This window comes from Pelagibacterium sp. (assembly GCF_965249125.1).
Classification (GTDB): Bacteria; Pseudomonadota; Alphaproteobacteria; order Rhizobiales; family Devosiaceae; genus Pelagibacterium.
Genome location: NZ_OZ252217.1, coordinates 243,713 through 265,254, shown reverse-complemented (window position 1 = coordinate 265,254; position 21,542 = coordinate 243,713). Strand labels below are relative to the sequence as shown.

Sequence of the window (21,542 nt, the reverse complement as noted above, 5' to 3'; positions counted from 1 at the left end):
CAGCGCAGCCAGACGACGTCTTTGGGGCCTGTCGACGAGAAATCGTTCACGACACAGAGGCAACGCCGACCTTGGTTCGACCAGCGCGGTGATAGCTGAGAAGGGCACGAGCCGAAACGCCGGGACGGTGTCATCACTGGGTGCCTGCGCCTTCGGCCGATCCGTAGCGTTTGGCGACGTCCGCATACTTCTTGCGGGCGAGGATGCGCTGCCGAAGCACGACGGCGGATACGAACATCAGCGCTTTTCCCCAAAAGTTTCGGCGAAGAGAAACTCGGGCAATTCTTCATCTTCAGCCTCGACCAAGTCGGCGGCCCGCGGTGCCTGCTCGATACGGCGCTCGCCGTAGGGATCATCCCAGTCCTCATCGGACGGCAGTGCCGGCTCCGCTGCGGTGACGCCCTCGGGGACGACGACGTCGCCCTCGTCATTGAGGTAGTCAACGAGACCATCGACGAACCGCGACAGCGGCTCAGCAATCGCGACTGAGGCGGGTACTCGGGTGGGGAAAGCAGGTCTGCGCATAAGAAACCCTTGCGTCTACACAAGACACAAAGATTGCCGAACCGAATTCAGATTTCAAGAAAAAATAGTACGAATAATGAATTAAGGCCATAGCACCTCGATACCAACATTGCATTCATGCGCCACAGGTGCCTATTCTTGGGATCTCAAGGTCATTTTTCGAATAAATGTAACTCTAATCCATTCGTTGCGATTTGAATGTTCCGATATCGTTCTTGTCGTATGCACGCTTCGAATCGATATTGCTGTTATCTCAATTGTCGAAAGGAGATGAGGCGATGAGATTTTTTGCAATGTTGAGAGCAGCCTTTGCGACCATGGCGTTAATGGTCGTGCGGATCGTGCGCGAGAGTGGGAGACTGGTTCGGAGGATCGTCTTGATGGGATCGCCGCCCATGCCGCCACTGCCATACGAAATTGCCGAGGATGCCATCTCAGCCGAGGCCGAGCGGGAGGTGCCAAACAAGGGTGTTAAGATGGAGCCGATCAGACAGCTTGCCGCGAGCCTTGCCGCCGGCTCCGTCCGGCCCGAGCAGGTCGAGGCGGTGGACCCATCGATTGTTGAATGGCTCCGGGTGATGCCCAGGCCAATGCTATGCCGTATGGCGTGTGCAAGCGACAGTGCAATCGATCTGCATCTCCACGGCGGTCAGGCCATGAAGGGGGTGTTGGCGTTCGACCGCGAGGCGATCGCCAATTACGACCGCCCCCAACCAGCACCGCGCCGACGATACCTACGCGATGTCGTCGACGAGTTGGGGCTGATGCGGACCGCTTGATCGCGGCGGGTCGAAACGGAGATTGGCCGGCGGCACCGCCGGCTTTTTTATGCTCGATGTACGCGCTCGAGGTTCATCTCGGCAGCAAGGCGGGCGCTGCGCTCACGCTTGAGCTGCGCTTCCAGGTCGGCGATGCGCGCCAATGCGGCGCGGTGGGACTGGGCCAGGCGTTCAACGCTGTTTCGCGTGCGGGCATCCGCCCGGCTGCGAGCACGGCGTTCGCTACCAAGAGTGTTGAGCGCCGAAAGAGCGAGGGCGAGATCGTCTCCGTTATTGCTGGGTCCAAACATGTGATGTGATCTCCTGTGCGCTGTATATCACGAAACCGTTGAGGGTCGACGGATCCAATGGCCGGTATTTGATCTAAATTCGACGACTTCGACCCAAGGATCGGCATCTACAGGTAGCGGCACAATCTCAGTCGACGGGTGCGGTGACGTGACCGGGGCATCCGGGATCTGCTTGGTCGCCAACTTTTCGATCTGAACGTCGATCCACCTTACGCTCCCGCCAAACTTATGGAGGGCGCCTGGATGGCGATCGCTTCCAAGGCAAGATCCGCAACGGTCGCGACCTCGCGGATCGCTGGCTCGAACTCTTGCGCATGAGGTCAACTGGCGGCGTCTTGGCGGGCGGCGGCGAGAGCGCCGTAGAGATGGATTGAGACCGCCGGGCGAGAAGTTTGGTTTAACAGGCCTAGACCGCCCTCCACTGCGCAGAAGGCTCTCAGCGCCGGTTGTTTACGACACCGGTAAAGACCTGGCCGCCTTCCACCAGGTTTCTGCAAGCCACTTCTGCCGCGTGCCTCATCGCCCCCAAGAGAAGACCGTGATCGAGGCCAACCTTCTCCCAAGTGTCCCTCACGGGGATTGGAAAGCGTGACGGCGAACGCGTGACGCGGTGTGATTGTCTCTTTCATAAAACTACCCGATCATTGCCGACGCCGGACCACGAGGTGACCATGCCTGAAGAGACACGATCCCAGCGCGCCGCCCGCCAGCGCCGGAACGCGGCCGAGCGCGCCAGGCGGTACCGTGAGCGCAAGAAGAAAGAAGGATCACCCGAGCCGCGCGTCGTCGATGCCGCCTTGTCTGAGTCTCTCGCGTTCTGGCTGGCCAAGACCAGTGCGTTGCGCTGCGAGCTGGATGGGGACAGCGGTGGTCTATCTATGGTTGCCGTGATGAAGACGGCACGCGTCATCCTCGAACGCGAGGGATATGCTGTAGGGCCGTCCGCCCAAGCTATCGCTGATCGTCTCGTTCACCGTTCAGAGCACGAAGATCCGGAATGGATACCTTCTCTTCGACCCAGGCCGCGGGATGACCATGCACGACCGACGAAGGGCGGTGGCACCTGGGAAACCAGCATCGAGGATATTTTCGACCTGATTGACGATGCATAACGCATCACTCTCTCAATTGTCTTAGCTCCCGTCGCCTCCTCACACGCCATCACAGCGAAACTACGGTAATCTGTATCGGCAAGTTGCCCTTCCAGTACGCGGGCGATCCGAACTTCTTGCTGAACGGCAAAGTCGGGGCCGGAAGCTGTCTGTCGGGTTTCGGTCGGGATTTGCGAATAGCGGCCGTTCGCCTGTCGACCCAAAAGTCGCCCTTCGGCAGGCTCCGGTCGCCGCCCCGTACCTGCCATTCGTTCATATTTCGGTGTGTCAGGCAGGGAGCCGTAAGCGGTCAGTCCGGTGCTGCCGTGAAATCAGAGAAAGCTGCCATTCATCGTCACGCCGGTTCCAGACGGTCGACCACGAAGTCGTAGCACTTTATCTCCTATGAGAGGTCGCACTGCGGGCGAGTTCAACAAGGTAGCTGACTCCTATTGGTATGATGGAGTCGTTGAAGTCGTATTCATCGGTATGAAGCCCGCTGGTGTCGCCGTTTCCAATGAACAGATATGAGCCGGGGCACCGCTCCAGCATAAAGGCAAAGTCTTCGCCGCCCATCATCGGAGTCATGAAGCGCTCAACCTTTTCCTCACCGACAATGCTGGCAGCGACGTCGCAAGCGAAGGCCACCTGATTCGGATCATTGACCGTGACGGGATAGCCGCGGCGAAAATTAAGCTTTGCGGTGGCTCCAAATCCCGCGGCAATATGTGTGACTATCTCATTCATTCGCTCTTCGACAACATCACGTGTTCGTGGAGCAAGGGTTCTGACCGTGCCGCGCAGGGTCGCTTCTGACGGTATCACGTTATAAGCGGACCCGGAGTGCATCTGAGTTACCGACACAACAGCTGACGCAAGGGGATCCACATTGCGCGCCACAATCGATTGGAGTGCAGTAATCACTTGCCCGGCTACAAGGATCGGGTCGACCGTATTGTGAGGCCATGCGGCATGACCACCTTTCGCAGAAATTTCGATCTCGAACTCATCTGCAGAGGCCATGATCGCGCCAGAGCAAGTGGCGAATGATCCCTCCGGCAGTCCGGGCAAATTGTGCAAGCCATAGACAGCATCAATCCCGAAACGCTCAAACAATCCGTCCTCCACCATGGCCAAACCGCCCGCACCACCTTCTTCTGCGGGCTGAAAAATGACGACTACATCGCTATCAAGACCTCGGTTTTCGGCGAGGTATCGTGCAGCCCCGAGCAGCATGGCCGTATGACCATCGTGACCGCACGCATGCATCAGGCCCGCATTTTGACTAGCGTAAGAGGCCGAGCTCTTCTCGGTGATGGGCAGTGCATCCATATCTGCCCGCAGCCCGATTGTTGGCCCTGTGCCGCGTCCGCGAATAACGCCCACCACACCAGTCCTGCCAATGCCGGTAACCACCTCATCGACGCCAAAACTCTCTAGCTGCTCCGCCACTTTCTCCGCCGTTCGATGGACATCGTACAAAAGTTCGGGATGGGCATGAAAATCGCGGCGCCAGGCCGTGATTTCCTGATGCGCATCAATGATCGAATTGAGAATCGGCATGGCAATAATCCTAGAAAATATCGTCGCGGATACAGGCCTTGAAGTGTCCTGGTGCAACTTCGCGCAACTGGGGAACGATCTTGGCGCAATCAGAAATCGCGTACCGGCAACGGGTGCGCTGGACGCATCCCGATGGTGGGTTGATCGGGCTCGGGATATCGCCCTCGAGAACGATGCGTTGACCGGAGCGATCCGGGTCTGGCGCCGGCGCAGCCGAAAGAAGCGCTTCGGTATAGGGATGCTGCGGAGCAGCATAGAGGCGGCGTCGAGGAGCTATTTCCATGATGCGGCCCAAGTACATGACGATGACGCGGTCGCAAAAATGTTCAACAACTGCAAGGTCGTGAGCAATGAAGAGTACAGTGAGACCCAATTGCTCCTTCAGATCCTGCAGCAGATTGAGCACTTGCGCTTGGACCGACACATCAAGCGCTGACACCGGTTCGTCAGCTACAATAAAGTCCGGCGATACGGCTAAAGCCCGAGCAATGCCGATGCGCTGGCGCTGGCCGCCTGAAAATTCGTGGGGATGTCGCTGTGAAGCATCAGCAGGCAGTCCGACGAGCTCAAGGAGCCTGTTCACCTCCGCCTGCCGCTCCTGGCGGTTGCCGAGGCCATGGATTTCCATGCCTTCGGCCACGAGCTCTCCGACCTTTCGTCGCGGATTGAGGCTGGCAAAGGGATCCTGGAAGATCATTTGAATCTTGCGCCGAAACGCCATCATCTCGCGCTGGGAGATTTGCGCAATATCGGTGCCGTCAAAGAGGATCTGGCCCTCGGTAGGGTCAGTAAGTCGCATGATCGTGCGCCCGATCGTCGTCTTGCCTGAGCCAGATTCGCCCACAAGTCCAACAACTTCGCCGCGATTGATCGTAAAGCTGACGTCCGAAATGGCGTGGACTTCCTTTTTCTCCTTTGAGAACGGCGATCCCTTGATCGGGAACCGCTTAAAAAGAGCACGAACGTCAAGCAACGGAGCCGTATTCATTTGCTCACCTCCTGCCAGCGGATACAGCGTCCGCCGTGCTCGGGCCCGACGTCGAAAAGCGGAGGGACACTGGAGCGGCACGCATCAACGGCAAGACTACAACGCGGGGCAAACCGGCAGCCACTGGGCAGTTCAAGGGGATTGGGCGGTGTGCCTCCGATGGTCTCAAGTCGGCTCGCCGGCGCTGTATCCTTCTCACGGGCGGCACCAGGTATCGATTTGAGAAGTCCCACAGTGTAAGGATGTCGTGGCCTTGAAAAGATCTCGCGGACTGGCCCTTCTTCGACAACCTGGCCTGCATACATGACCGCAACACGATCTGCGATTTCGGCCACCACCCCCAAATTGTGAGTGATGAACAGCACCGACATCCCAATTTCTTGCTGCAAGCGTCGGATCAAGTCCAGTATTTGGGCCTGGATTGTCACATCGAGGGCTGTCGTTGGCTCGTCTGCAATCAACAACGATGGACGGCACGAGAGCGCAATTGCAATCATTACCCTCTGCCGCATTCCGCCCGAGAGCTGATGAGGATAATCATCCACGCGGCTGTCTGGAGCCGGAATGCCCACGAGCCGCAACATCTCGATTGCTTTTTCGCGTGCTTCCTTTCGGGACACCTGCTGATGCAGGCGGATCGCCTCAATGATCTGATCACCGATCGACCACACCGGGTCGAGGCTGGTCATGGGCTCTTGAAAGATCATTGCGATGTCGTTGCCCCGGATCCTGCGCATCGCTTTTTCATCAAGCGAGGTAAGCTCCAGACCGGGTTGTCCTGGCTTGTTGAGCACGATGCGGCCGTCATCAATCTGGCCGCCTCCTCGTGACACCAATTGCATGATGGAAAGTGAGGTCACGCTCTTTCCAGACCCTGACTCGCCCACCACACCCAGAGTCTGGCCCTTTGGAATGACAAAGGAAACGTCGTCAACACTGCGCACAACACCGCGAGGGGTTTTGAAAGACGTTTTGAGGCCCAAGATCTCGAGCAGCGGTAGCGAGGGTGAAAGGTTTTCCATGGCCTCAGCTCCTGCGAACGCGCGGATCGACATAGCCGTACAAGATGTCGACCAAGAGATTGACGCCAATATAGATAATGGCGCTCAGCATGATGAATGCCTGCACGACTGCATAGTCCTGCCGCAGGATCCCATCGATCACCAGGGTGCCTATGCCGGGCCACATGAAGATGCGCTCGACCAGAACACTGCCGCCCAGCAATTGAGCCAGAATGAGCCCTCCCGCCGTCAGCGTTGGCATGAACGCGTTGGGCAGAATGTGACTGAAATGAGCGGAGATCGGCGCAACACCTTTGGCGTGCAAAACGGTGACGAAAGGCTCGTTGATCACATCGAGCAAATTGGCCCTCAGCAATCGAACAAGATAGCCAAACGGCCCGAGTGCCAAGGCCAAGGCCGGCAAGGTCAGGTGATAGAACGCGGTTCCAAATCCGGAAAGGTCGCCAGCCAGCAGATAATCTATCGTGTAAATGCCCGTAGGTATGACCTCAGGTGCTGGCCCCCGCCCCACCGGTCCCGGGAACCATCCCAACTGCTCGAAAAACACCATCAAGAACAAAAGAGCCAGCCAAAAGGGCGGAATGCCGACGCTGACGAACGAGATGACCCGCAAGAGCCGGTCCAGCCAGCGGGATTTGAGAAAGCTCACGAGAACGGTGATCAGCACCGCGCCGATAAAGGCAAAGAGAAAGGCGTACAGCGCCAACTCCGCACTCGCAGGCAGGCGGGCAGTAATCTGGGAAAGAACGGGCTGGCCTGCACTATAAGAAAACCCCCAATCGCCGCCAAAGAACGAGACAATGTAGTCGAAATATTGCACCGGCAGAGGCTGGTCCAGACCCAGGTTCGCGGTCACCTGCGCTATCACCTCGTCATTAGCGAACGGCCCGGCGATCAATCTTGCGGGATTGGTCGGAACGGCTCGCAGAACCACAAAGGCCAGCACTGACGCTCCAAATATGGTCACGATGGCCGAACCGATGCGGGCTAGGATAAAGTTCATCATGGCCAGCTCCTATATCGACAGCTGCGCGCCGGACTTCGGGTCATAGATGTCGCGCAACCGGTCCGCTATGAGATTTGCCGATACAGCCAGCGCAAAAATGCCAAGACCGGGAAATACCCCGAGCCACCATTGGCCGGTCAGCGCGTAAGCGAGACCTTCGGTGATCATTGTTCCCCATTCAGGGATGGGGGGCTGAATGCCCAAGCCAACAAACCCCAATGCCGCCAGTGTGAGGATCGAGAAGCTGAAAACCGAGGAGGCCTGTATGAAGATGGTCGACGTGGTCTGCGGCAGGATGTGCAACCGAATCAATCGCAAATTGGAGGCTCCAAGTGCCCGAGCGGATTCGACATACATTAGTGTCCGCAGGCGCAGAACCTCGCTGCGCAGGAGCCTGTAATACCAGGGAATAGCCGCCAGAATAACGCCGATTGCCGCCGACAGAATGCCCGGACCCAAACCAATAGCCACGGCCATCGCAAGTATCAGGGGCGGAAAGGCGAGGATGGCGTCCATTGCTCGTGAGACAACGGCATCAACCCAGCCTCCGACAAGGCCGGCCACCAATCCCAGGGTGCCACCAATCAGGGTTCCGGCAATAGTGACGCCGATGGCGACACCGATCGAGACTTGTGCGCCTTGTATGAATCTCGCCAGGACGTCTCGCCCCACATCGTCGGTCCCCATCGGATGGGCGAGACTGGGCGGCATGAGCGAGTTGAGGACGTCAACCCGCAAGGGGTCGACCGGCCAGATCAGACGTCCAAAAACGGCAAGAAAAATGATGACGCCAAAGAGGAAGGCGCCCAACAGCAACTCATGATCACGGGCCAAATGAGCAAAAATGCGTCTCACCAGCACAAACCTCTTTTTTGTCGGATATGAGGTGGTGACGCGGAGGGAAAACCGCGTCACCGGTCAAAGGCTTAGGCAAAGGCGTGGGGATAATGTTTGCGAGCAAAAGCCTCGGTGATGTAACCGTCTTCCAGATCACGCTCGACCATTTCCACCGGCCTGTCCTTAGGATTGCCGTAGCCGCCACCGCCGCCCGTCTTCATTTTGAGCACAGCGTCTTTTGGCATGTGGAAATGGGTGGACTTTGCGATTGAATGCACCTCACCGTCCGGCATATGCGCATAACAGTTGTTCGGTCGCGCTTCCCCGCCCTGTTCAAGTCCCCAAGGGGCATTTAGTGAGCGGTCGAAGACTGTGGTAATGAGCGTGTCTTCGGTCATCCGGATATCGAGATTAAGCCCGGGCCCACCGCGCCATTTACCCGGCCCCACCGAGTCCTCGGCAAGGGCCAACTGCTCGATAATCCAAGGGTTGCGCTGCTCCCACACTTCGGCTGGAGTAAAGCGGGTGGCCGATTCAGCAATGTGCAGCATTGTCCCGCCATCGCCGCCATGCCAAGCCCCCTGTCCAGTCGGCAGCGGGGTGCCGTCAGCCCAGGGCTGCCGAGTTTCTTCACGCTGGCCCCAAGCCACGAGAGAACAAATACATCCGCCAGACTGCGCAGGAACAGCTTTGGGTAGCGCATTGGCGACAGCATTGTAGATCACTTCGATAGACTGCAGACCAGGCCAGCCGTAGATAAAGGAGGGCGCGGGAGGCAGTGGATCGAACATCGAACCAGGGCGGGTGATCACCTTGAGGGGTCGAAAATGTCCCTCGTGAGGCGCCTCACCATATCCAGCCAGCATGGTTATCGCCACTCGGCTCGCCGAGATCGTGGTCGGAAGCGGAGAATTTGTAGGCCCCACCTGTTCATCAGGGACGCCCGAAAAGTCGAGTGTTACCTCTGATCCGCTAACCTCAAGCACGATCTCGAACGGGATCCGGTCCTTGGTGACGCCGTTGTTGTCCATCTCGCCCTTGCCGACATAGCGGCCATCGGGAATCTTTTCGAAGTAAGACCGAACGATGCGCTCACCATGATCGAACATGTCGTCGATGGCCGAACGGTAGGTGTCGAGGCCGAATCTGTCGACCACCTCAAGCAGCGACTTAACGCCCACCCGGCACGCCGTGACCTGAGCGTCCAGATCGCCCCGGACCATGTGGGGGACCCGTGTATTGGCCATGATCATTCGGAAGACGTCCTCATTAAGGACGTTCTGCTTGTAGATCTTGACCCCCGGAAAGATCACCCCTTCCTGAAAGACATCAGTCGTGTCGGTGCAATAGGGGTCCTTGGCGCCAATATCGAGCCAATGACCCTTGATCGCGGTATATCCGATCAGTTCCCCATCATTGTGGAACACCGGCATGATGATGACCATGTCCTGGGGATGCGAGCCTGTTCCGAATGGCCAGTTGTAAATCAAAGCATCCCCGGGATTGAGCGTCTCTGGTCCACCATTGGCCTTTACAGCCTCGGAAATGCAGAAGGATAGCGTGCCCATGAACATGGGCAGGGACGGAGCCTGCGACAGCAGCCGAATCTCCGTGTCGTAAATTGCAACCGCGAAATCCAGCACCTCATAGATGATAGGCGAAAACGAGGTCCGTATGAGCGCCCGCTTCATCTGGTTGGCGGCGGAATTGAGCGCATGTCGGATCACTTCAGTCGTGATGGGATCGGCTTTCGCTTCCGTTTTGCGACCGAACATGCCTGCGTTGTGAACGACGGGGTCGTGTCTGTTGACCATATTAGTGTGTCCGCTCCAAAATGATCTCTCCGGCCTTGCCGCTCGAGATTGTCCATTGAACATCGACATAGGTTGTCGTTGTGTCTTCGGTGATGATGGCCGGGCCGCTGATCCGCCCCGATATTATGCTGCGCGGTATGATCCTGAACGGCAGGCGCGCCTTTGACTCGAAGGAATAAACCTCCATGGTGCGGTCGCTGTCGCCTTCCGAGCGTTTGGGCGTATAGCTGAGCTCTCGCCGTGGCAGAAGAACCGTTGTGCTGGCGCGAACCGACACCAGCTCGACGTCCTGGTTCATCGTTGCCCCGAATGTGCGCCCATATTCAGAGATAAATCGCTCGAGAATAACTGGCTCGGGCTCGGTGATCTTGCCGCCCGTCACATCAACTTCCACCGTAAGGGTATGCTCTTGTCCCTTATAACGGAGGTCCAAGCGCGCTGACTGTACAGCGTCCTCATGGGCGGTGCTGCGCTCCTTGAGCGTGGCAAACAGCTCGCCCAGAACGGCGTTGACCTCCTCGAGTACGCCGGGAACGAAATCAAGCAGCCGCGTTCTGGCCGTTGACTGGACCATATCGGCGCCCAGCAAACCCCATGCGGAAAAATTGCCGGCAAGGGGAGGAATGATGACGTGGTTCATCTCAAGCTCGTCGGCCAGCAGCGTGCCCATGAGCGGACCGGCACCACCAAATGGAAGCAGTGTGATGGTCCTGGGGTCGAGACCTTGATCGAGAGAAATCTCCCGCATGGCATTGGCCATCGCAGCCGAAGATATCCGCATGACGCCTGCTGCTGTGGACTCAACATCCTGATCGATGTGGCTGCCCACCGCTTCCAGCGCTTGACGCGCTTTGTCGATGTCAAGGTGAATGCCGGACGCAAGGTCGCCCGGGCCAAGCATCCCCAGCCAAGCTGCGGCATCGGTCATGGCTGGCTCTGTCCCGCCTTTGCCGTAACAGGCCGGGCCGGGCACAGCCCCTGCTGACCGGGGGCCAACGCGCATCAGTCCGCCCGGATCGATATGGGCGATCGAACCGCCGCCCGACCCGATGGATCGCACATCGACCCATGGGCTCTGGATCGGCATGTTGTCGATCACCCCTTCAAACAGAACCTGAGGCTGCCCATCGATCACGAGCGCGGTATCAAAGCTGGTTCCGCCAACATCGGCTGTAACAAGCGCCTTGATCCCGAGCAGCTTTGCCAATTCGCTGGCGCCCTGGGCGCCCCCTACAGGCCCCGACATGATCGTTTCAAAGGGTCGATCTTCGGCCTCTGCGAACGTCATCGATCCAGAGCCGGACCGGGTAATAAGGGATATGCCGTTGAACCCAAGTTCGCGAAGGCGCCCGTCTAGCCGCCGAAGATAATTCGACATCCGGCCCCGCACGAAAGCATCGATGCACGTCGTCGAGGTGCGCTCATACTCGCGATATTCGCCCGAGATTTTGTGGGAAAGTGAGATGCCTCCCTCAAAATCTTCGTTGCGCAATATGGCTTCAACCGCCAGTTCATGATCGGGATTGGCATAGGCATTGATCAAGCTGACAGCGATAGCATCTACGCCCTCGGCGATGAGCTTTTTTGTGGCAGCGCGAACGCTTTCCTCATCGAGGGGCCGGTATTCACTGCCATTGCCGAGCACCCGTCCATCCACTTCAAGCCGCAGCCGACGCGGAACCAAAGGCTCGGTCTGCTTCCAAAACAGATTGTACATCTCGGCCCGGTCGCCGCGACGGATTTCAAGCACGTCGCGGAAACCTGTTGTGGTGATCAGTCCAACCTTGGCGCCCCGACGCTCCAAAAGAGCATTGAGACCAACCGTTGTGCCGTGGAGAAAGAACTCGGCGTCCTTGATGATGTCTTGGGGTACATGCTGTGTGATCGCGTTGACCACGCCTTCTTCGGGAGCGGAAGGCACGGTGGGAACCTTGCCCTCCACCGTCTTGCCGGTCCGCTCGTCGAAATAGACGAGATCTGTGAACGTGCCGCCAATATCGACACCAATTCGCGTAGCCATTCGTTCTTTCTCCTGGAAAGTCTATTTTGCCCAGTAGCGGTAATCGGGAAGCGGGGAGAAGGTGAACTCACTCACCGCATCGCTGAGCACCACAACCGGCTGATCTTCAAAGAAGAGGATCTTTGGGAATTCCGAGCGCCATATCTCGGTGACGTCATCCATGATCTGCTGACGCTCGGCTTCATCGGAAGACGCGCGCAACTGTTCGACCAGTGCATCGACCTCGGGGTTGCAATACTCGGTGAGATTGTTGGGATTGTCGCAGACAGCGTCATAGCCCCAGTAGTACCCGACTTCGAACACGCCCGGGCCATCAAGACGCATCAGCGATTGAACCTGATGGCTCTGGGAGAGGTCCTGGAACTCGGCTGCCGGAGCGACGCGGATATTGAGATTGATGCCCAGCTCGGTCCAAGTGCTCTGCAATATCGTGGCCAGCTGCTGCTGGGTCGCATCGCCCTCCTGAATCATCACCTCGATGTCGACGGGAGTTTCGATGCCGATTTCGGCGATCAATTGGCGAGCTCGGTCGAGGTTGAAGGGGACCGGCTGGCTCAGCTCCGCATTAAAGCCGGGAAGGCTTGGGGGGATGGGCCCATAATAGAGTGTGCCATACCCATAAGCGACACGCTCGACGATATCCTCGTAAGGAACGGCGTGGGCTACCGCTTCACGGAACAACACATTGTCCCAGGGCGCCTTGGTGTTAGGCAACATCATCTGCTGCACAAAGGGGTTCGTATAAGCAATGACACGAGTGCCCGGATTGTTACCCATGGTGCTCACCGCCTGCTTTGCAAGACCGAAGGTGATGTCGGCTTGACCTGTGCGCGCCTGTAGCAAGAGCGTGGGTGCCGCGGTGATCCAGTTCACACTGATCGCATCCGAGGCTGGGGCCTCTCCCGCAAATTCGGGATTGGCAACCATCCGGGCGCTCTGATTTGCAGAATAGGATTCGAGCAGGAAGGGACCGGATTCGGTCACATTTGCAGCCATGAACTCATTGGGCTGCCCCGGCACGACGCCACCATTGGCTTCAATGATCGAAGGATCAACGATTGAGGCTGCATGAGTTGCAAGATCGCCCAGCATATTGCCGTTGGGCTTATTGAGCGTGATGACGACCGTCAGCGGGTCCACCGCTTCAATAGAGTCAAAGATGACAGGATCGATGTGTCCATCGGTTAAGAAAAACCGGCCGCAGCCGGCCATGTCGAGGACACGCTGGAAGGAATAGCGAACCGCCTCGGCGTCCACGGGATTGCCGCTTTCGAATGTGAAACCCTCCTTGAGGTAGAAGGTGTAGGTCAAACCATCCTCGCTCACCTCCCAGGAATCGGCGAGATAGGGCTCGATGCTGGAATAGTCGACAACGCGGGTACCTTCAGGACCCTCTGCGGTGCCGTGCTGGACGAGCCGAACGTAAAAATTCTGAAGAAAGCTGATCTCCTGAAGGCCGCAAGCCCATGCAGGGTCGAGCGTGCTCGGCGCCACAGCACTGTTGACCACCAATTCAGAGTTCTGGGCGAGGACGGGTCCGGCCAATCCGGCAATGCCGGCCATCAACGCCGCCGCGAGCGGCTTGTTCATCCTGTTTCCGATACGCATTCGAATTTCCCTTTCGATTGCGGGCGTCAAGATGGATTTCACGCGTTTCTGCGTGGGGCGCTCTCAACGCCCCTCGAAGAGCGCGCCTAAAGGAAACGATGTTTCCGATAGTACATGCTCTGCACCCCCTGTCAATTCGATCTAGGGAAATTCTGGGGCCGCCTGTGCCGTCCTTGGCGCCAAAGCGCATAAAATATCAGGCATTTCTGTTCCAGTTACGCCGTGGAACCGCACCTGCAATCGCACTTGCGTCGGCTCATGGTTTCGGGATATAGCGTTTCTTATCGGAAAAACGCGCCTATTGTTTGAGGAGCTCGCCCCTTGCAGTCAGCTGTCGCCTACCCAGACCTCATAGCCCTGTTGAAGGCCATCTTCGTGAGGAACGGCGTACGTGAAGACGCTGCTGCGATCCTGGCCGAGAACTGCGCCATGTGCGAGCGGGACGGGTCGCACAGCCACGGCATTTTCCGAATGAAAGGGTATATTGATTCGCTGCGAAGCGGCTGGGTTAATGGAGCTGCAGTGCCGATCATCGAGGACAGCGCCCCATCGTTTTGTCGGATCGATGCCGAGAACGGGTTTGCCCAGGTTGCCTTGGCGGCTGGTCGACGCCTTGCGATCGAAAAGGCGCGCGATACAGGCGTCTGCGTTCTGGCTATTCGCAATTCGCACCATCTGAGTGCATTGTGGCCAGATGTAGAGCCCTTCGCGCGTGAGGGTCTCGTGGCGCTGTCAGCAGTCAACAGCTTTGCCTGTACCGTGCCCTTTGATGGTCGCAGTCCCCTTTTTGGGACCAACCCGATTGCATTTGCAGCACCCGTCCGGGGCGCCAGCAATCCCCTGGTTTTCGATCTGGCCACTTCCGCTATGTCCAATGGCGACGTGCAAATGGCTGCACGCGCCGGCAAGGCCCTGCCCGAGCACTCTGGCGTCGACGCCAGCGGCGCGCCCACCACCGATCCTCAAGCGGTCTTGAACGGAGGAGCGCTGTTGACCTTTGGAGGTCACAAGGGCTCCTCGATTTCGATGATGATTGAGCTCCTGGGTGCAGCCTTGACGGGCGGAAACTTCTCGTTCGAGTTCGACTGGTCCCAATATGCCGGAGCACAAACCCCTCACACTGGCCAGTTCATACTGCTGATTGATCCCGCCCGCGGAGGAACCACGGGGTTTGGTGATCGTGCGGCCAATTTGGTTGAAAAGATGATGGGGGCCGAGGTCTCCCGACTTCCCGGCGATCGGCGCAACAGTGCCCGCAAGAAAGCTCTTGAAAACGGCATCTATATTACCAAGGACAACCTTGCGACGCTCCAAGCAATGGCACAAGCTTGATCGCTTGCAAACAAAGACTGGTCGCTGTTGATGAACAAAGGTGCTGCACACTCGATCGCGTTGCGTTCGGCGCGAAATCCCAACTCATCAATAGCCGAAACATTGCGGCTCATGCGACAGGCGCGTGGTTTTACGCTCAACGAGCTCGCGCGGCTTTGCCAGTTGGCGCCCTCAACGCTTTCCAAGATCGAAAACGGCCAGATGTCGCCGACCTACGATACGATTCTGAGCCTGAGCGAGGGGCTCGATGTCGATGTGGCAGACTTGTTTTCCAGGCGGCAGACGACCTCGGTGGGGGGGCGCAGAACCGTTACACGAAAAGGTGAAGGCATCGCCCATTCGACAGATCAGTACGATTATCAGATGCTGTGTACCGATCTTGCCAACAAGCAGTTTGTGCCGTTACGCGCCACGATCAAGGCCAACGACATTGCCAGCTTTCCCGAGATGCTGTCGCACGCAGGGGAGGAGTTTGTCTATGTCCTGTTCGGGGAGGTCGAACTGCACACCCAGTTCTACGCACCCACCCGACTCTTTGCTGGCGATAGCGTCTATTTTGACAGCACGATGGGCCATGCCTTGCTCAAAGCTTCAGACGATGATGCCGAAGTGCTCTGGATCTGCTCAAGGGTTGTCGCACCGCTAAGGGGCTAAGTTCCTCGACCTACAAAAAATGGAGAGCTCATATGGTAAAAAGAATAAGACCGGGATCGCGCATGAGCCAAGCTGTGCGATATTCTTCCGCTTCCGATATCATCGTTCTGGCCGGTCAAGTTGCTCGTGAAAACTCCCTCGACGTTGCGACTCAAACTGCGCAGACCCTTGAAGCAATCGATGACGTTCTCGCTGAGGCGGGATGTGACAAGTCAAACATGATCTCGGCAACCATCTGGCTGGCAGATATCTCGGATTATAACGAGATGAACAAAGTCTGGGACAGCTGGATCGTTCCCGAGCACGCCCCTGCCCGCGTATGCGTTGAGGCAAAGCTTGCCGATCCAGCGTTGCGTGTCGAAATACAGGTCACGGCAATTGCACGATAGGCATATGTGAACAGAGCTTCAAGCAAATGTAATCGGCCTTGGGCGGCCACTCCCTGGCGCCAGTTGCTGTCAGTTCGGATGAGAGACAACAAAGGGGCCGAAAGCTGCCCGTCGGCAATCGGATCGAAATTACCAATAAGCTGTCACACCGTTTGTGGCCAGAACGTCTCGGCTGCTTATGAAATAAAAGGCAGGGCCGAACAAACCCGAAGGCTCAACTTTGGAAATCCGTTGTCGATCTCAGGATTTTTGCCAATCGCTTAGCCAATAGGCCTCGCGCGCTGGCTGTATGGTCTTGCCACTCTCCCACCAAGCCGTGGCGAGGTCGTGAAGCGCCGTGCGCCGCTTCTGTGTCTCGTCCAGCACAATTCGAAACCGCTCTCGCGCAACCTCAACCAGACGGACGGCGCGGGGAATGCAACGCAGTTCTCTGATGCCCCAATTGGCAGAAGACGCTTCGTCACGGTGGTAGTCAGGCAGGCTGCCAATATAATTAGCCATGGCCCCACTGCAACTGGCGCCGCCGACGCTCATAACGGCATCCCCGTCGAGAGACATACACCATCGCACCTCGCAACTGGAGGATCTCGGAATCCGAGCGCCAAAATGCCGGCTGCTTCAGTTTTCGCACTTACATGGTGGCTGATCGCCTGTACTCGTCCAGCCACGAAAGACCCTCAGCCGCCGTCCCAGCCGGAACGTACTCGCACCCGACCCAGCCTTGGTAGCCGAGGCGCTCGAGCTCGGAGAGGACGAAGGAGTAGGCGACTTCGCCATTGTCAGGTTCATCGCGGTTTGGGACGCCAGCCACCTGAACGTGGTTTATGAGGGGCTGCAGGCGTTCGAAATGGCGCAGCAGGTCTCCTTGAGTAATCTGCAAGTGGTAGAAGTCGTATTGGAGGTAGAGGTTGTCGCTGCCAACGCGTTCGTGGATGCGCTCGAACTGGTCGGTTCTGGTGAAGAAGACACCCTTGTTGTCCACCGGATTGATCGGCTCGATTTGGAGCTTGACCCCTGCATCCGCAAAGCGTGGCGCTGCGTAGGTTAAATTCTCGATCATCAGCGATTCGATCTCCGCCGCGTCGTGATGGCCTGGGCCCGGAATCCCGGCAACGCAATTGACCTGCCCTACCCCCAAGGCCCGGGCGTATTCGATCGCGGGCACGATGGAGTCCCGAAAAGCGTCATCTCTGCCGGGAACGCAAGCCAAACCCCGTTCCCCCGCTGCCATATTGCCCATGGGACAGTTGAACTGAACAAGGGTGACGCCATGGCGGGCCAGAGCATCGCGCACCTCTTCCTTGGGATAATCAAAGACAGTCCGACACTCGACCGCCTCAAATCCATCGCCGGCAGCGGCAGCTATCGCGTCTAGCACCGGAAGGGCCCCATACATGGTCGTGAGATTTGCAGCGAAACGAAGCATTCCGATTACCCTACCTTGTTATTCATTTAGCAAATATGAGCGAGTGTCTCTTATTTGACTTAGATCACAGGATTGGAGCACTGACCACTCTCCGTAGGAAGATCAAGACTGAGTTTGAGCAGGCAATCCCGCAATAGCCCGCCCAGCTGGCGCTGCAAATACGGATCAAGGTCCTCGCGGACCCCAAGAAATATCGGTCTGAAAAGTCGAGGCTCGACAATCTCGCGGATAGCGTAGACGGTTCCGAGATCGTCTTGGCTCACTCCCTGCGCGCCAACGATTGTCCCTCCCACCCCGCTCGCCACCGCCGTCAGACGCGAATTGAGACCATCCACTTCGAGCACCACATCCAGACGAAGGCCATGCTGTCGCGCCCTGGCTTGCACGAAATCGCGCAAAGGATTGCCCTCGGCTGGCAATATGAGGCGCTGCCAGCCGAGATCCATCAGATTCAACGGCTTGCCAGATCTGTTCTCATCATCCGCCAAATTGAGAAAATAGAGCTGCTCACTGGCCAGCTGTTGCTCGGACCGTGAGCGATCAGCTGCCAGATAGACCGCCATGTCGACGTCTCCACGATCGAGTCGAGCCGTGATGTCATTGGTTCCCGCCTCCACGAGCTGGAGGGTCACGTCAGGCATTTCGGCGCGGACCCGCTCAACAAGCATCGGTATGAGACGCGCCGAGAGCGATGAGATGATGGCGATGCGCACGCGGCCGAAGGGACTCCCTCCGGTCCGTTCGAGCGCGTCCAGTTGAGTTTCGGCCAAATCGAGCTGGTCAAGGATGAGACGTGCATGCGTGCGCAGCAACCTTCCCGCCTCTGTCAGCGACACCCCACTGCGGTCTCGCAAGAGCAGCACATGGCCCGTCAGACGCTCGAGCTCGGCCATATGATAGCTCAGTGCCGGCTGGGAAGTATGCAACGCCCGGGCCGCAGCCGAAATGGACCCAGTTTCCGCTGTGGCCAAGAAGTATCGCAGCCGCCTGATGTCGAGGGATCCACGCATGCTACCCATATACAAGATTTTTATGGTTGATACTCAGGAATCTGTATTTTTTCTCCCTTTCTCGCTCGGATAGCAGAGGTAAGAGAGACTTTTTTGGAGCACCCTATGTACGCCCTCAAGATAAACCAGCCCCAGCGTCGCGTTTCGGCTGACCATGTCGCCAAATACCGCGACATACCCACGGCGGTCGTCGGTGATTGCATGGCGCGCATATTGGCGGCACCCGCGACCATCCGCCCAATGCATGCGGGTGGCACAGTCCTCGCTGGCCCCGCTTATACGGTCACCACCCGTCCAGGCGACAACCTTTTTGTCCACCGAGCCATCGATCTGGCACAGCCCGGCGACGTGATTGTGGTGGACGCCGGTGGTGCCCTCGACAACGCCATCATGGGCGAAATGATGCTGACCCATGCGGAAACTCGCGGGCTCGCCGGGGTGGTCATCAACGGAGCCATCCGCGACTCCGGCCATGTCCGCAACCATCCGTTTCCTGTCTTTGCAGCAGGGATCACCCTGCGCGGACCGTTTCAGAGCGGCCCGGGTCATGTCAATGTCCCTATCGCGGTGGGCGTTATGGCCGTTCAACCCGGCGATTTGATCCTGGGGGACGACGACGGAGTCATTTGCATTCCCTTTGAGCAGGTTGAAGCGATCTACCCTGATGCACATAAGCGTCTGGCGGGGGAAAACGCACAGCGAGACCGCGTGAGAAATGGCACGGTGGACCGCAAGTGGATCGAAGACAAGATAGCGTCATCGCCATATACCGTGGAGTACACCTAGAATGGCGGCTAAAACGGTCGGTCCCGCAGCCACCAGGTTCATGTGCGCGCTGGTTATCTTGCAGGCAGTCAAAGAGGATCTGTTGCCCGGTGCCGAGGAGCACCCTGAGATCATCTGGGATCCGACTGCCAAACTGATGGACCGCATCGAGGCTGGAGAAACCGCCGACGGGATATTTGCCATCGACAATTCCATTTCCAAGCTTGCCGAGCGCGGAATTGTCGAGCCGGACTCGATCCTACCGCTTGTTCAGGCTGAGTTTGGCATTGCAATCGCTCCGGGAATGGACACGCCTCCGCTGCGTGACGCCGATGATCTGGTCGCGCTCCTGCTGTCGGTTCCGAACCTCTGCTACTCGCGGGCGGGCGCAAGTGGGATCTATTTTGAATCCCTTATCGATCGCCTCGGTATTGGTGATGCTGTGCGCAGCAAGGCCATGGTCATTCCCGCGGGCCTGACGGCCGAGCAGGCCGCATCGGGGCGGGCCGCCATCGCTATCCAGCAAATGAGCGAACTGCGCGCGGTGGAGGGGGTAACAATAGCTGGTCCCCTCCCTCCCGATTGCCAACAGACCACCGATTTCTCGGCCGCCCTCTTTTCGCAAGCAGACAATCGCGACGGAGCGCGCAAGTTCATCGAGCTGTTATCGAGTTCACGAGCACGGAGCAGCTATGAAAATCGCGGTCTCAAACTGCGGTTCTGAGCCACTCACCACCTCTTGAAGTCGGCAGCGTTCCCGCCTCCAGGCGGGAGTGCTGCTCGTCATGTCCAAGGAGACTCAAATGTCCAAACCGCCGCGCATTGTATTGCTTCACGCCACTCCCGTCGCCGTCCAGCCCATTGAGGATGCATTCAGAGCTATTTGGGAAGAGCCTGAACTGGTCAACCTGCTCGACGACAGCCTCAGTCCCGATCGGGCCCTGACCCAAAACCTCACTCCGGAGATGATCGAGCGGTTTGTCTCGTTCGGTCGCTACGGACATGGCATCGGAGCCGACGCCATCCTTGTTACATGCTCGGCTTTTGGGCCGGCTATCGATCGATTGGCTGGAGAACTGCCCGTCCCTGTCCTGAAACCCAATGAAGCCATGTTCCGGGCTGCACTGAACAAAGGCGAGAACATCGCCATGGTGGCAACTTTCCGGCCCTCCGTCGTTACAATGGAAGCTGAGTTTAAAGAGTTCATGGCCGAAACTGGTGCGCGGGCCAAGCTGACCACCATTGTCGTTGAGCCGGCCATGGCCGCACTGCGTGCCGGAGATGCCGAGACCCACAACCGGCTCATCGCCGAGAACGCCGAAGAACTCAGCACGTTTGATACAATCATGCTGGCGCACTTTTCCACGTCGCGCGCTGCACGAGCTCTTTCAGAGAAAACGACAGTGCCGGTTCTGTCGGCCCCCGGTGCGGCGGTCTCCCGGCTTCGTGAGTTGCTGTCCCGCTAGCTCTTCCAAAGTGAACTGAAAACGGCCCGCAAGCAACGCTTGCGGGCCGAACTTGTTTGCGCATTTGAGGTCGGTTAGATCCTACTAATGACTGACCGAGCCCAATCGCCAATGATGCTGACGGCTAGCGCGCACAGGAAGATCACGAGGGCCGGAGCAACCGCGATCCACCATCCTGTGAGCAGATAGGAGCGACCAAATCCAAGCATATTCCCCAGGCTGGTCATTGGGGGCTGAATACCAAGGCCGAGAAAGCTCAGCGAGGTTTCAAGAAGAATGACCTCGGGAAACGTGATCGTGGCGGTCACCAGCAGCGAACTTGCGATGTTGGGCAGAACGTGGCGCAGGTAGATGCGCCTCCATGGGAAGCCGAGTGTTCGCATGGCCAGCACATACCCCCGCCCCTTCGACGCCAGGGTCATGGCGCGAGCAAGACGGGTGTACCGCTCCCAGCCAAACAGCCCCAGGATGAATATGAACAGAAGGAAATTATTGCCAAAGATCGCGGTCAAGGTCAGCGAGATGATAATGAAGGGGACCGACACCTGCGCGTCGACCGCCGCAACGATGAACTGATCGATCCAGCCTCCAAAATGCGCCGAAACGACACCGATCAGGGTTCCGAGCGTGGCGGAAATTACGGTCGCCGCCAATGCAATGGACAAACTCGTTTGCAGCGAGGCAATCAAACGCGCCAGAACATCCCGTCCCAGATCGTCGGTCCCCAGGGCGTGGTCCAGAGTTCCGCCAAAAAAGACAGGAGGCTGCAGGCGTGCCGTCAGACTGATCGCGTTAACGTCGAGGGAGACGATCAGTGGCAGAACAAGGATGAGGCCCAGGCAGATCAGCATCCAGACCATCGCCAACTGGACGCCCAAAGGCAGCAGCATCGGATTGAACCGTGGGGATTTTGCCACAGCTGAGTCAGCTTGTGCGGGCGTGACATCGGACATTGTT

General features: G+C 57.9%; 22 protein-coding genes. 8 read left to right on the top strand and 14 right to left on the bottom strand.

Translation table 11 applies throughout. The features are described from left to right. Window positions 1-237: 237 nt before the first annotated feature. Complete coding sequence (locus ACP148_RS01340) at window positions 238-525, bottom strand: hypothetical protein (protein ID WP_425033007.1); 288 nt, start codon at window positions 523-525, stop codon at window positions 238-240. A 278-nt stretch (window positions 526-803) separates the two neighbouring features. Between ACP148_RS01340 and ACP148_RS01335 the strand changes: the two genes are divergently transcribed. Further along, the gene (locus tag ACP148_RS01335; protein ID WP_425033006.1) at window positions 804-1,304 is read left to right on the top strand and encodes a hypothetical protein; all 501 of its coding nucleotides are present in this window, start codon (window positions 804-806) and stop codon (window positions 1,302-1,304) included. A gap of 47 nt (window positions 1,305-1,351) precedes the next feature. Here the strand turns inward: ACP148_RS01335 and ACP148_RS01330 are convergent, their stop codons facing one another. Then, complete coding sequence (locus ACP148_RS01330; RefSeq protein ID WP_425033005.1) at window positions 1,352-1,594, bottom strand: hypothetical protein; 243 nt, start codon at window positions 1,592-1,594, stop codon at window positions 1,352-1,354. A gap of 671 nt (window positions 1,595-2,265) precedes the next feature. On the opposite strand from ACP148_RS01330, the gene ACP148_RS01325 reads away from it, so the two are divergent. Further along, complete coding sequence (locus ACP148_RS01325) at window positions 2,266-2,706, top strand: hypothetical protein (protein WP_425033004.1); 441 nt, start codon at window positions 2,266-2,268, stop codon at window positions 2,704-2,706. A gap of 375 nt (window positions 2,707-3,081) precedes the next feature. On the opposite strand, the gene ACP148_RS01320 is transcribed toward ACP148_RS01325, so the two are convergent. The 8 genes from ACP148_RS01320 to ACP148_RS01285 all read right to left on the bottom strand — a co-directional run bounded on the left by ACP148_RS01320 (window position 3,082) and on the right by ACP148_RS01285 (window position 13,525). Then, a complete protein-coding gene (locus tag ACP148_RS01320) occupies window positions 3,082-4,248 on the bottom strand; it encodes a M20 aminoacylase family protein (protein WP_421949955.1) in 1,167 nt (388 codons plus the stop codon). 10 nt (window positions 4,249-4,258) lie between these two features. Further along, window positions 4,259-5,236 carry an ABC transporter ATP-binding protein gene (locus ACP148_RS01315; RefSeq protein WP_421949956.1) on the bottom strand — a complete coding sequence of 326 codons (978 nt, stop codon included), beginning with the start codon at window positions 5,234-5,236 and terminating at the stop codon, window positions 4,259-4,261. Further along, window positions 5,233-6,258: an ABC transporter ATP-binding protein gene (locus ACP148_RS01310; RefSeq protein WP_421949957.1), complete on the bottom strand. Its 1,026-nt coding sequence runs from the start codon at window positions 6,256-6,258 to the stop codon at window positions 5,233-5,235. The genes ACP148_RS01315 and ACP148_RS01310 overlap by 4 nt, the downstream gene beginning before the upstream one ends. A 4-nt stretch (window positions 6,259-6,262) precedes the next feature. Beyond that, window positions 6,263-7,264 (bottom strand): ABC transporter permease, encoded by a 1,002-nt coding sequence (locus tag ACP148_RS01305; RefSeq protein ID WP_421949958.1) that lies wholly within the window; start codon window positions 7,262-7,264, stop codon window positions 6,263-6,265. Between the two features lie 9 nt (window positions 7,265-7,273). Beyond that, on the bottom strand, window positions 7,274-8,119 hold the full coding sequence (locus tag ACP148_RS01300) for an ABC transporter permease (protein WP_421949959.1): 846 nt from the start codon (window positions 8,117-8,119) through the stop codon (window positions 7,274-7,276). A 71-nt stretch (window positions 8,120-8,190) separates the two neighbouring features. Continuing rightward, a complete protein-coding gene (locus tag ACP148_RS01295) occupies window positions 8,191-9,984 on the bottom strand; it encodes a hydantoinase B/oxoprolinase family protein (protein ID WP_421949960.1) in 1,794 nt (597 codons plus the stop codon). After that, complete coding sequence (locus ACP148_RS01290; RefSeq protein WP_421949961.1) at window positions 9,917-11,935, bottom strand: hydantoinase/oxoprolinase family protein; 2,019 nt, start codon at window positions 11,933-11,935, stop codon at window positions 9,917-9,919. Before ACP148_RS01290 ends, ACP148_RS01295 begins: the two co-directional genes overlap by 68 nt. 21 nt (window positions 11,936-11,956) lie before the next feature. Then, window positions 11,957-13,525, bottom strand: a complete 1,569-nt coding sequence (locus ACP148_RS01285) for an ABC transporter substrate-binding protein (protein WP_425033003.1) — start codon at window positions 13,523-13,525, stop codon at window positions 11,957-11,959. Between the two features lie 339 nt (window positions 13,526-13,864). Here ACP148_RS01285 and ACP148_RS01280 point away from each other — a divergent pair, with 339 nt between their 5' ends. From ACP148_RS01280 to ACP148_RS01270, 3 genes are read left to right on the top strand one after another with little or no spacing between them, the layout of a single operon-like run. Continuing rightward, window positions 13,865-14,875 (top strand): Ldh family oxidoreductase, encoded by a 1,011-nt coding sequence (locus ACP148_RS01280; RefSeq protein WP_421949963.1) that lies wholly within the window; start codon window positions 13,865-13,867, stop codon window positions 14,873-14,875. A gap of 30 nt (window positions 14,876-14,905) precedes the next feature. Beyond that, on the top strand, window positions 14,906-15,529 hold the full coding sequence (locus tag ACP148_RS01275; protein ID WP_421949964.1) for a helix-turn-helix domain-containing protein: 624 nt from the start codon (window positions 14,906-14,908) through the stop codon (window positions 15,527-15,529). A gap of 32 nt (window positions 15,530-15,561) precedes the next feature. Next, the gene (locus ACP148_RS01270) at window positions 15,562-15,918 is read left to right on the top strand and encodes a RidA family protein (protein WP_421949965.1); all 357 of its coding nucleotides are present in this window, start codon (window positions 15,562-15,564) and stop codon (window positions 15,916-15,918) included. A 240-nt stretch (window positions 15,919-16,158) separates the two neighbouring features. Here the strand turns inward: ACP148_RS01270 and ACP148_RS01265 are convergent, their stop codons facing one another. The 3 genes from ACP148_RS01265 to ACP148_RS01255 form a co-directional block, all read right to left on the bottom strand. Further along, window positions 16,159-16,452: a hypothetical protein gene (locus ACP148_RS01265; RefSeq protein WP_421949966.1), complete on the bottom strand. Its 294-nt coding sequence runs from the start codon at window positions 16,450-16,452 to the stop codon at window positions 16,159-16,161. Window positions 16,453-16,549: 97 nt separating this feature from the next. Then, window positions 16,550-17,344, bottom strand: coding sequence for a hydroxypyruvate isomerase family protein (locus ACP148_RS01260; RefSeq protein ID WP_421949967.1), 795 nt, complete (start codon window positions 17,342-17,344; stop codon window positions 16,550-16,552). A gap of 59 nt (window positions 17,345-17,403) precedes the next feature. Next, complete coding sequence (locus ACP148_RS01255) at window positions 17,404-18,354, bottom strand: LysR family transcriptional regulator (RefSeq protein ID WP_425033002.1); 951 nt, start codon at window positions 18,352-18,354, stop codon at window positions 17,404-17,406. Between the two features lie 105 nt (window positions 18,355-18,459). Between ACP148_RS01255 and ACP148_RS01250 the strand changes: the two genes are divergently transcribed. The 3 genes from ACP148_RS01250 to ACP148_RS01240 all read left to right on the top strand — a co-directional run bounded on the left by ACP148_RS01250 (window position 18,460) and on the right by ACP148_RS01240 (window position 20,585). Next, entirely contained in the window at window positions 18,460-19,140 is a 681-nt protein-coding gene (locus ACP148_RS01250; RefSeq protein ID WP_421949969.1) for an RraA family protein, read from the top strand. A gap of 1 nt (window position 19,141) precedes the next feature. Next, window positions 19,142-19,843: a molybdate ABC transporter substrate-binding protein gene (locus ACP148_RS01245; RefSeq protein ID WP_421949970.1), complete on the top strand. Its 702-nt coding sequence runs from the start codon at window positions 19,142-19,144 to the stop codon at window positions 19,841-19,843. 79 nt (window positions 19,844-19,922) lie between these two features. Then, window positions 19,923-20,585, top strand: a complete 663-nt coding sequence (locus tag ACP148_RS01240) for an aspartate/glutamate racemase family protein (protein WP_421949971.1) — start codon at window positions 19,923-19,925, stop codon at window positions 20,583-20,585. Window positions 20,586-20,659: 74 nt separating this feature from the next. Here ACP148_RS01240 and ACP148_RS01235 read toward each other — a convergent pair whose 3' ends face one another. After that, on the bottom strand, window positions 20,660-21,538 hold the full coding sequence (locus tag ACP148_RS01235) for an ABC transporter permease (protein ID WP_421949972.1): 879 nt from the start codon (window positions 21,536-21,538) through the stop codon (window positions 20,660-20,662). Window positions 21,539-21,542: the final 4 nt, after the last annotated feature.

Coding starts and splice junctions, on each gene's coding strand:
- ACP148_RS01285 (WP_425033003.1), bottom strand. CDS start 13,525: ATGAACAAGCCGCTCGCGGCGGCGTTGATGGCCGGCATTGCCGGATTG.
- ACP148_RS01310 (WP_421949957.1), bottom strand. CDS start 6,258: ATGGAAAACCTTTCACCCTCGCTACCGCTGCTCGAGATCTTGGGCCTC.
- ACP148_RS01320 (WP_421949955.1), bottom strand. CDS start 4,248: ATGCCGATTCTCAATTCGATCATTGATGCGCATCAGGAAATCACGGCC.
- ACP148_RS01270 (WP_421949965.1), top strand. CDS start 15,562: ATGGTAAAAAGAATAAGACCGGGATCGCGCATGAGCCAAGCTGTGCGA.
- ACP148_RS01265 (WP_421949966.1), bottom strand. CDS start 16,452: ATGAGCGTCGGCGGCGCCAGTTGCAGTGGGGCCATGGCTAATTATATT.
- ACP148_RS01305 (WP_421949958.1), bottom strand. CDS start 7,264: ATGATGAACTTTATCCTAGCCCGCATCGGTTCGGCCATCGTGACCATA.
- ACP148_RS01275 (WP_421949964.1), top strand. CDS start 14,906: ATGAACAAAGGTGCTGCACACTCGATCGCGTTGCGTTCGGCGCGAAAT.
- ACP148_RS01235 (WP_421949972.1), bottom strand. CDS start 21,538: ATGTCCGATGTCACGCCCGCACAAGCTGACTCAGCTGTGGCAAAATCC.
- ACP148_RS01335 (WP_425033006.1), top strand. CDS start 804: ATGAGATTTTTTGCAATGTTGAGAGCAGCCTTTGCGACCATGGCGTTA.
- ACP148_RS01240 (WP_421949971.1), top strand. CDS start 19,923: ATGTCCAAACCGCCGCGCATTGTATTGCTTCACGCCACTCCCGTCGCC.
- ACP148_RS01315 (WP_421949956.1), bottom strand. CDS start 5,236: ATGAATACGGCTCCGTTGCTTGACGTTCGTGCTCTTTTTAAGCGGTTC.
- ACP148_RS01250 (WP_421949969.1), top strand. CDS start 18,460: ATGTACGCCCTCAAGATAAACCAGCCCCAGCGTCGCGTTTCGGCTGAC.
- ACP148_RS01330 (WP_425033005.1), bottom strand. CDS start 1,594: ATGTTTGGACCCAGCAATAACGGAGACGATCTCGCCCTCGCTCTTTCG.
- ACP148_RS01255 (WP_425033002.1), bottom strand. CDS start 18,354: ATGCGTGGATCCCTCGACATCAGGCGGCTGCGATACTTCTTGGCCACA.
- ACP148_RS01245 (WP_421949970.1), top strand. CDS start 19,142: ATGGCGGCTAAAACGGTCGGTCCCGCAGCCACCAGGTTCATGTGCGCG.
- ACP148_RS01260 (WP_421949967.1), bottom strand. CDS start 17,344: ATGCTTCGTTTCGCTGCAAATCTCACGACCATGTATGGGGCCCTTCCG.
- ACP148_RS01325 (WP_425033004.1), top strand. CDS start 2,266: ATGCCTGAAGAGACACGATCCCAGCGCGCCGCCCGCCAGCGCCGGAAC.
- ACP148_RS01295 (WP_421949960.1), bottom strand. CDS start 9,984: ATGTCGATGTTCAATGGACAATCTCGAGCGGCAAGGCCGGAGAGATCA.
- ACP148_RS01340 (WP_425033007.1), bottom strand. CDS start 525: ATGCGCAGACCTGCTTTCCCCACCCGAGTACCCGCCTCAGTCGCGATT.
- ACP148_RS01290 (WP_421949961.1), bottom strand. CDS start 11,935: ATGGCTACGCGAATTGGTGTCGATATTGGCGGCACGTTCACAGATCTC.